General features: G+C 59.8%; 4 protein-coding genes and 1 tRNA gene. 4 read left to right on the top strand and 1 reads right to left on the bottom strand.

The genetic code is table 11. The features are described 5' to 3' along the window. The first annotated feature begins 305 nt into the window (after positions 1–305). From Q0S71_RS07470 to Q0S71_RS07460, 3 genes are all read left to right on the top strand, one after another. Complete coding sequence (locus tag Q0S71_RS07470; RefSeq protein ID WP_295993629.1) at positions 306–2,093, top strand: ice-binding family protein; 1,788 nt, start codon at positions 306–308, stop codon at positions 2,091–2,093. A 58-nt stretch (positions 2,094–2,151) separates the two neighbouring features. Further along, positions 2,152–3,294: an OmpA family protein gene (locus Q0S71_RS07465; RefSeq protein ID WP_295993626.1), complete on the top strand. Its 1,143-nt coding sequence runs from the start codon at positions 2,152–2,154 to the stop codon at positions 3,292–3,294. A 171-nt stretch (positions 3,295–3,465) separates the two neighbouring features. Further along, a tRNA-Pro gene (locus tag Q0S71_RS07460) sits at positions 3,466–3,542 on the top strand. An 836-nt stretch (positions 3,543–4,378) separates the two neighbouring features. Here the strand turns inward: Q0S71_RS07460 and Q0S71_RS07455 are convergent. Further along, positions 4,379–5,158, bottom strand: coding sequence for a hypothetical protein (locus tag Q0S71_RS07455; RefSeq protein WP_295993624.1), 780 nt, complete (start codon positions 5,156–5,158; stop codon positions 4,379–4,381). A 153-nt stretch (positions 5,159–5,311) separates the two neighbouring features. On the opposite strand from Q0S71_RS07455, the gene Q0S71_RS07450 reads away from it, so the two are divergent. After that, the gene (locus tag Q0S71_RS07450; protein ID WP_295993621.1) at positions 5,312–5,530 is read left to right on the top strand and encodes a helix-turn-helix transcriptional regulator; all 219 of its coding nucleotides are present in this window, start codon (positions 5,312–5,314) and stop codon (positions 5,528–5,530) included. The last annotated feature ends 746 nt before the right edge of the window (positions 5,531–6,276 follow it).

Below are 6,276 nucleotides of genomic sequence, written 5' to 3'. Positions count from 1 at the left end.
GCGCGGCCAAGCCGACGCCGGCCGCGCGACACCACAGTTCCCTTCCTTGTACGACCCGCCGCAGCCCGCCCGCCGGACCGCCGCCGACGCCGACGCCGGCTCACGCTCACGCTCAACCCCGAGTGTGCATAAAAAACATTTCCCATCGATATGTCGGACAGCGCACATAACTGGCGGCAATAAGTCCGTACAACCTACACATCGCTACTTTTTGACAGCGCCGGCGGTTACCGTTGCCGCGCGTCCGATGGGGGTAGCCGCCAGCGGCATGGGCCGCGGCAGAAACATCACCACCAAGGAACACCATGAATGTGCTTAAGCGATACAGCGGAGCCCTGCTCTGCTCGGCGGGACTCGTCCTTCTCGGCCTGTTGGCCGCGTGCGGCGGCGGCGATCAGGGCCGCGACCCCATCCTGGGCTTGCCGGCGGCGGCGCTCGTCAGTGTCGCCGTGACCCCGGCCATCGCCGCAATCCCGACCGGCGGCACGCTGCAACTGACGGCCACCGCCAACTACGCCGACGGCTCGTCGCATGACGTGACGACGGGCTCGGCCTGGACCTCGGCCAGCCCCGCCGTCGCCACCATCAACGGCTCCAGCGGCCTGGCCACCGGCGTCGCCGCCGGCACCAGCGTGCTGGCCGCCAGCTTCGGCGGCAAATCGGGCAGCGCCACGCTGACGGTCAACCCGGCCGTGCTGGTGGCTATCGCGCTGGCCCCGGCCGCGCCGGCCATCGCCCTCGGCGCGAACCAGCAATTCATCGTCACCGGCCGCTATTCGGACGGCAGCTCGCGCGACGTCAGCGCGCTGGCCGCCTACGCCTCGGCCACGCCGGCCGTCGCCACCATCGGCACCACCGGCCTGGCCCGTGGCGTGAGCGCCGGCACGGCCGTGATGACCGCCTCGATCGGCACGCTCAGCGCCAGCAGCACGCTCACCGTCACCGCCGCCACGCTGACCGCGCTGTCCATCGCGCCGGCCAATCCGACGCTGTTGATCGGCGCCAGCCAGCAGCTGACCGTCACCGCCACCTATAGCGACGGCAGCACGGTCGACGTCAGCCACGCCAGCGCCTACAGCTCGGCCACCCCGGCCAGCGTCGGCGTCGGCGCCGCCAGCGGCTTGAGCGTCGCCGCCGCCAGCGGTTCCGCTATCGTCAGCGCCAGCTTCGGCGGCCTCAGCGCCAGCACCACCGTCACCGTCCCGGCGGCCACCTTGTCGGCGCTGACCGTCACGCCGGCCAACGCCACCATCGCCATCGGCGCCACCCAGCAATTCATCGCCACCGGCAGCTATACCGACGGCAGCAGCGCCAACCTGAGCGCCAGCGTGGCCTGGACCTCCAGCTCCACCGCCGTCGGCACCATCGTGCCGGGCGGCCTGTCCACCGCGGTCGCGGCCGGCAGCGCCACCATCACCGCCAGCAGCGGCGGCAAGTCGGCCAGCGCCACGCTGACGGTCAACCCGGTCGTCGTCGTCGGTCCCGGCTCCGGCACCACCATCGACCTGGGCGGCGCGACCAATTTCGGCGTGCTGGCCGGCACCGCGATCACCAACAATTCCGGCGGCAGCACGCTGGTCACCGGCAACGTCGGCTCGCCGTCGCAGACCGTCGATCCGGTGCTGGCGGCCGGCTACACCGACTATAAATCCGGCGCCATCCTGACTACCGCGCTGGCCGACCTGCAAGTGGCGATCAGCAAGGCCAACCAGATGACGTGCACCGTCAACTCGGCCGCCGGCATCGACCTCGGCGGACGCACCTTCGGCCCCGGCGTGTACTGCTACGCCGGCGCCATCAGCGTCACCGGCACCTTCACCATGAACGGCCCCGGCCTGTACGTGTTCCGCACCGCGTCGACGCTCAACACCACCGCCAACTCCATCGTCGCCTTCACCGGCGGCGCCACGGCCGGCGGCGTCTACTGGGTGCCGGTGGCCGCCACCACGCTGGGCGCCAACAGCGTGTTCCAGGGCAGCATCCTGGGCCAGACCGGCGCCATCACGATGGGCGACAGCGCCACGCTGCAAAACGGCCGCGTGCTCAGCGGCACGGCCGTGACGCTGAAAAACAATCCGATCTCGATCCCCTGATCGCCCCCGCCTTTACTGACACCGCGCGCCGGCCCGGCCGGCGCCTCTGGAGAACCACATGACTTTGACAAAACACATCGGCGCGCTGACCGTGCTGGCCAGCGCCCTCCTCCTCAGCCAGTCGGCCCAGGCCGATGAAGACTGGAGCAATAGCGACTGGACCGACTCGGCGTGGTACCTGGGCGGCGGCGTCGGCCGCTCCAAGGCCAGCATCGACCAGGAGCGCTTGACGACGGCCCTGATCGCCGGCGGCGCCACCAGCGTCAACCTGCAGCCGCACGAGCGCGACACGGCCTATAAAATCTTCGTCGGCAAGCAGCTGACGCGCAACTTCGCGCTCGAGGCCGGCTACTTCGACCTAGGCCAGTTCGGCTTCAACGCGACGTCCACGCCGGCCGGCACGCTGAACGGCAACATCAAGCTGCGCGGCTTCAACGCCGACCTGCTGGGCGAGCTGCCGATCACGGACCGCTTCAGCGCCTACGGCCGCGTCGGCGTGAACTACGCCAAGGCCGACACCTCCTTCAGCGGCGACCGCCTGTTCGCCGTGACCAGCCCGAACCAGAGCGAGCGCAAGCTCAACGGCAAGGTCGGCCTCGGCCTCGAATACAAGCTGACGCAGGCGCTGGCCGTGCGCGGCGAGGTCGAGCGCTACCGCGTCAACGACGCCGTCGGCAACCGCGGCGACATCGACCTCTATTCGCTCAACCTGGTGTACAAGTTCGGCCGCCCGGCCGCGTCGGCGCCGGTGGCCTATGTGGCGCCGGCCGTAGCGGCGCCGGTGACGGCCGCGCCCGCCCACACCGAGCCGGTGCCCGTGGCGGCGCCGGTGGCGGTGTCGGAAAAAGTCAGCTTCGCGGCGGAAGCGCTGTTCGACTTCGACCGCTCCGTCGTCAAGCCGGATGGCAAGGCCGCGCTGGACGATTTGCTGGTCCACCTGCAGGGCATGAACACGGAAGTGATGGTCACGGTCGGCCACACCGACTCCGTCGGCAGCGCCGCCTACAACAAGGATTTGTCGGTGCGCCGCGCGGAAGCGGTCAAGGCCTACCTGGTCGGCAAGGGCGTCGACGCGGCGCGCATCTACACCGAAGGCAAGGGCGAATCCGAGCCGGTGGCCGACAACCAGAGCGCCGAAGGCCGCGCCAAGAACCGCCGCGTGACGGTGGAAGTGGTCGGCACGCGCGGCGCGCCGAAGTAAGCCAGGGGCGCGCGGCTTGCGCCACGTTTCGATATATCGGTATAAATCGTTTATATGATTTATACCGGTCACGCCGCGCTGACGGCCGGCAAAGCCGCCGGCCGAAATCTGGGCACGGGAACAGCAATCATGGCAAATACTTAAAGTCTTCTGCTATAATTCTGGTTCAGTCGGGGCGTAGCGCAGCCTGGTAGCGTACTTGCATGGGGTGCAAGGGGTCGAGTGTTCGAATCACTCCGTCCCGACCAATAGAATCAAAGACTTAGAGGAGGCTGGAGAAATCCAGCCTTTTTTATTCCGGTGTCGTGTCCGGGAGGTATCCGGAATCTCCATATCTCGGATATACACAGTGCTATCTGTCCTCAACTTTGCAGCAAAATCCGCAAATGTTGCAAATCTTCGACCAAGAAAAATATTCCGAAACGGAATAGATTTCTTCTATGCTTTCGAGTTTAGAATACCTCCATCGGTGTCATTTTTTTAGTCACCGTAGTTGCGATGTCGCAGTCATGCATCTCACCTCTACTCTTGGACGGAAGGAGTATGGTATGGAGCGTAACAGAATGGGTGGTTCAGGCTGGTTTGATCCAGTGCTAAAAACATTAGATGAGGTAGAACGTTTAATCACGGAGGCTTACTTCGGGCCTCCAAACATCGGTTACCGTTGGCTAAATTTGTTTCTACCCAATGGCACGATGTTGAGGGTCAGGAAGGGACGTAGCCGTTATTCCGCTGCGGTCACTCACGGAGAGCTGATTTTCAGAGGTCGACCATCGTCACCAGCCAAAATGCTACGTGACATCACCGATGAGGAGCCTTCCGAGGTTTGGAAGAAAGTTTTAGTCTCCCTACCTTATGATGACTCTTGGCGAGTAGCGTCTGAAGTGCGCAAGGAGTTTGGCACGAAGGACCTCCGTCGTGTTGATCGTCCACGATATTGCCTCCGGGAATCGGATAGCAATGGCGTTTGAAACTGGCGATTTCGCCAGCCTTAGATGATACGCTTGCGCAACGAGCCCGGCTTTCCTTACATAGTGAGTAACCACCTCCATAGGACGCCGGGCCTACTGACGCATAATGTGAGCTATCTTTCAGATAGGATCTCCCAACCTCGGCTCGTCAATTTTAGGGTCTGAACCGCTTCTTTTTGCGCTAGCTCAATGTTGCTCGAAAGCTGGCTCGCGAAAGCAGCTTTGATGGCGTCGTTTGTCGCCCATTTGGCAGGGCCGTCGATCCATTCTAATGGACCGTCGAGCTTTCGCGTAAACGTTACATCTACAACTTGATGCTGTCCACGCTGCATCGGACCTTTCCACTTTACAATTTTACCGGGAACCACTTTGGCGTAGCACAGATCATCAGCCTTCAAGTTTTTTTTACCTAATGCAATATCGCTCTTTAACTGTGAAGCAGCTAATATCACCGTCAATTGCATCATCCCATTCGAAATCTGCTCCTGTGTCGTGCCATGCGAAGCGTTGTTTTGCGCACGCTGCAAAATGTCACCCCGCAGCTGATCCTGCGCATCAAAATATGGCGCATATGCTATCAACTGCGCTTGAATTCGATAATCTGTTACTTGCTTGGTGAAAGTCTTACCCAAATCGGTAAGCATTGGTGGCGAAGTTGACGTTATCAATCCGGCATTTGCTAAGGCATCTAACTCCTTCGCATGAGCTTCCTTGGGCATAGATAACCAATTCGAGACAGGGCCATTGTCGCCGCCCAAACAAGCATCGAAAGACAAATAATTGTCGCGCTGTAGAGCCGCCAAAAAATTCCCTTCATTTGCATCCTGTTTGCTACCACACGCCGCTAGGGAAAAAGTGGCTATGGTCATTGCGCATGCAATTTTTTTCTTCATTGAAGTTGATTAAGTAAGTTGTAAATGGCATCAAATGCACCGACTTTGCAAAATTCCAAGCGTAAATTTGTGCGTGATGCCGCATAGGAAAATTTCCCTAGAGGCGGATTATGCCACAATGGAATATTCCGAATGGGCATATAGCATCAAAAAATGCTATATGACCCTCGTTACGAATCTCTGCGACGACTTCTTATTGAAGCGCGTCGGCACGCGTGCCTTACGCAAGTTGAGCTTGCCGCGCTGCTTGGCAAGGGTCAAAGCTTCGTGTCCAAGGTGGAGAGCGGCGAGCGTTATCTTGACGTGTTGCAGTTCGTGATTTGGTGCGAACGCTGCAAAGTTGAGCCATCCGACATCATCAGAGCCGTGTAAAGTTCAACAGACAATCCAGAACGACTTCTGGCCGATGGCGAAGAATTTGAAAGTCTGATTTCAAATTCAATTGGGCACAAAAAAGTGATAGCACGCTACAGCATATTCGAACAGTGTTTTCTACTCTTGATTATCCTACTGCACTTGTATAAAACAAGAGGTCGCCAATGGCTGTAACGGCTCCCGTTTGAAACGGGCGTACTCCATTCGACTTCGTTGCGGCTCAGATTAGTGCAAATGATCGTAGGGTTGTGCTCACGCTATCTGTAAATGAGCTTGCATTTGACTGCACCTACTCGTATCCGGTGGTGGCGTGCTCGCGCTAACTGCAAGCACAAGAACGAACGGAGCTCGTTTCGTTTGGGTCTAAGACAAGCAAACCCAGATGTCTCGAAGTCGCCGTTTCAAGCCTTGTGAGACACAAAAAATGTTTTGATGGCATCGCGTCGTATGCGTGTACCTGTACGGTACAATCGAAGAATACAACAGACCGCTTTCGGCCAAAACCGGTCGTTCAATGTGTCAAGCCAGCTATGAAATCTGAAATTGAAAATCTACTTAGAGAATCGAGAGCTTGGTTGGCCGACCAGGATTCGCCGCCTGCTGAGCCTGTCAGAAATTTTGTGTGAAAGAAGTCATACGGTAAAATTTATCCCTGGAAAGGATACGTATGACGATCGACAAAGCCACACTGGACAAACTGCTTGAACGCGTAGACCCGAGCAACCCGCAATCCATGTTCACCG

Origin of the sequence: Rugamonas sp., assembly GCF_025354735.1 — a bacterium.
Lineage (GTDB): Bacteria > Pseudomonadota > Gammaproteobacteria > Burkholderiales > Burkholderiaceae_D > Rugamonas.
The sequence above is the reverse complement of the archived record's forward strand: the minus strand, read 5'-3'. Positions and strand labels throughout refer to the sequence as shown.

Coding starts and splice junctions, on each gene's coding strand:
- Q0S71_RS07450 (WP_295993621.1), top strand. CDS start 5,312: ATGCTATATGACCCTCGTTACGAATCTCTGCGACGACTTCTTATTGAA.
- Q0S71_RS07455 (WP_295993624.1), bottom strand. CDS start 5,158: ATGAAGAAAAAAATTGCATGCGCAATGACCATAGCCACTTTTTCCCTA.
- Q0S71_RS07470 (WP_295993629.1), top strand. CDS start 306: ATGAATGTGCTTAAGCGATACAGCGGAGCCCTGCTCTGCTCGGCGGGA.
- Q0S71_RS07465 (WP_295993626.1), top strand. CDS start 2,152: ATGACTTTGACAAAACACATCGGCGCGCTGACCGTGCTGGCCAGCGCC.